This is a genomic window from Mesorhizobium sp. M7A.F.Ca.US.006.04.2.1 (assembly GCF_004022915.1).
GTDB lineage: Bacteria > Pseudomonadota > Alphaproteobacteria > Rhizobiales > Rhizobiaceae > Mesorhizobium > Mesorhizobium ciceri.
This window is the reverse complement of record NZ_RZQA01000855.1, coordinates 1-2,705: the sequence shown is the minus strand read 5'-3', so window position 1 is coordinate 2,705 and position 2,705 is coordinate 1. Positions and strand designations below refer to the sequence as shown.

At 65.3% G+C, this 2,705-nt stretch carries 3 protein-coding genes; all 3 read right to left on the bottom strand.

Features of this window, described 5'->3' with window-relative positions:
* Positions 1-60: 60 nt before the first annotated feature.
* On the bottom strand, positions 61-1,365 hold the full coding sequence (locus EN925_RS31205) for an aspartate aminotransferase family protein (RefSeq protein WP_127384962.1): 1,305 nt from the start codon (positions 1,363-1,365) through the stop codon (positions 61-63).
* 6 nt (positions 1,366-1,371) lie between these two features.
* Positions 1,372-2,430 carry a phosphotransferase gene (locus EN925_RS31200; protein ID WP_127368781.1) on the bottom strand — a complete coding sequence of 353 codons (1,059 nt, stop codon included), beginning with the start codon at positions 2,428-2,430 and terminating at the stop codon, positions 1,372-1,374.
* Positions 2,427-2,705 (bottom strand): M20/M25/M40 family metallo-hydrolase (locus EN925_RS31195; RefSeq protein ID WP_128337179.1); only part of this gene is annotated, 279 nt, incomplete at its 5' end. The genes EN925_RS31200 and EN925_RS31195, both read right to left, overlap by 4 nt.

The window sequence follows — 2,705 nt, the reverse complement described above, 5'->3', positions numbered from 1 at the left end:
CCATAGGCGCGGTCATTCAGGGTCTGATGTTCAAGCTTCAGCATACGCGGGCCGCTCCGATCACCAGTTCGACAGAGCGCGATCGAGCGTCTCGGCCAGTTGCTCGGCATTGTCCCTGGCAAAGGGCAGTGGCGGCCTGATCTTCAGCACATTGCCGCGCGGACCGCAGGACGAGATCAGCACGCCGTCCTCGCGCATGGCTTCGACGACCGCCGATGTCTTGGTGGCGGCCAGAGCCTCGTCGCCGTCCGCCGTCAGCTCGACGCCGAAATAGAGGCCGTTGTGCCTGACATCGGCGACCGCGCCGTGCCGGCCCTGCAGGGCGCGCAGCAGTTCACTCGTATAGGCGCCGACATTGAGCGCATTCTCGATCAGCCCCTCGCCTTCGATGACCTCCAGAACGGCGAGGCCGACGGCGGCCGCGACCGGATTGCCGCCGAAGGTGTTGAAGTAGCCGGTGTTCGAACCGAAGGAGGCGACAAGCTGCGGCCGCACGAGCACGGCGCCCATCGGGTGCCCATCGCCGATCGGCTTGCCCATCGTGACGATGTCAGGCCCGATGCCATAGTTTGCGAAGCCCCACATGCCCTGGCCAAGCCGGCCGAAGCCGGACTGGACCTCATCGGCGATGACGATGCCGCCGGCCTTTTTGACGTGATCGGCTGCCTCGCGCATCACCTTCGCATCGGGAAAGAAAATGCCGTCGCTGGAAAAGGCCGAGTCGAGAAGCAGCGCCGCCGGCTTGATGCCTTTTGCTCGCATGTCCTCTATGGCAGCGGCGACATTTCCGGCGAAATCATGCGCGGCCCGGCCATGGTCGCGGAACGTGTCCGGCGCTGCCACCGTGCGGTGGTGCGCTGGTACCCCCTTTGCCCCGACCGCCGCCGGCGACAGTTGCGCCGTCGCTATGGTGGCGCCGTGATAGGCGAAATCGGTGATGATCACCCCGGTGCCGCCGCTGGAATGCTGGGCAATGCGGATGGCAAGGTCGTTCGCCTCGCTGCCGGTGCAGGTGAACATGGCGTGGCCAAGATGGGCCGGAACGGTGCCGAGTAGTTTTTCCGCATAGTCGAGGATGATCTCGCTGAGATAGCGTGTGTGGGTGTTGAGCGTTGCGGCCTGCCTCGAAAGCGCCTCGACGACGCGCGGATGGCAATGCCCGACCGAGGCGACGTTGTTGTAGGCGTCGAGGAACTTGCGGCCCTGGGCGTCGTAGAGCCACACACCGCTGCCGCGCACCAGATGGATCGGGTTGCGGTAGAAGGCGCGGTAGGTCGGCCCAAGCAGCCTGGCGCGGCGTTCGAGCAGCGCGCGCTCCGATGCAGCCGCGTCGGCATTTGCGGGGTATGGCGAGGACTGGGACACGGGAATCTACTCCGGATTGGAATGGTCGAGAAAATAGCGGCGGGCATCGGTGGACGACAGGCCGTTCAACCGTTCGAGTGAAGCCCAGACTTCGGTGGCGAGGCGCAGCACGTAGTCGCGCTTGGCCGGGAAACGCTCGGCCTGCCAGCTGGCGATGTTGACGATGAGCGCAAGTCGGGCACGGATCAGATCGAAGAGAATGCCAATCTCTTCCTCCTCCAGTGGTTGGAGCGACTGATAACCTGCGACAAAGCGCGCCGCCGGTGCCAGCGGATGGCCTTCCGCCGGCCAGCGGTAGACGGCGCCGATGGCGAGGTCGCAGATCAGCGGCGAATGGATCATGTCGCCGAAATCGAGAATGCCGCTCACGACCTCCGGCCGCGAAGCATCCATCACCACATTGTAGGAATTCATGTCGTTGTGGACGATCTGCGCGCGCAGGCTCGGGATGACCGGCGCAGCATGCTCCTCGAAGGAGGCGATCGCGCGCTCGACCATCGCCCGCCGACTCGGATCAGTGATGTGCGCCATCATCGGCCGTGTCTTGGCGACCTTGCGGATGTCCCAGAGCAGGTCGTTGCCGGCGGCCGGATGGAAGAAGCCGCGCAGCGCCCGGCTGAGGCGGGCGAGGAAGATGCCCAGATTGCGATCCTGCGCCTCGGAAGTCGGCGAGCGCGACAGCAACTGACCGGACAGATAGGTCACCAGCCGGATGATGCGCGGCGCCGATCCAGCGACGCTGACCGCGAACTGCGCTTCATCCTCGAGGCTTTTGCGCACCGAGGGAACCGGCAAGGTGGGGTCGACCGCAAGGATGTGGTCGAGCGCCTTGTTCTGGAAATCGGTGAAGCCAGCTTCTTCCGCCGGATGGGAGATCTTCAGGACGAACTCGCCCTCGCCGTCGGTCTGAACATGGAAATTGTGGTCGCGTTCGCCAGGCAGCGGACGCGCGGTGCCGTTCAGCCCGTAGTGCCGGCGCAGGATGGCGAGGGCGCCGGCCGTGGAGACATCCGGTGCGTCCTCGGCGAGTGTTTCGCCGAACGCATCGGGCACCGCCGCATTCATGGCTTAGCCTCGATAGGTTCGAGGCCACACCAGTCGGCGATGAACAGCGCGATCGTCTGGGTGACCTTGCGCACCGAGTCGAGATCGACGGCCTCGTCATAGCCATGCGGCATGCGGCAGATCGGGCCGTAGACGATCGCCGGCGTGTCGGCATAGAGGCCGAAGAAACGTGCATCGGTGGTCGCCGAGGTGACGTGTTCCGTCAGCGGCTCGCCCCAGACGGCGGTATGGCTGCGGCGTAGCACCGCTTCCATCTCGTCGGCGCCCTCCAGCAC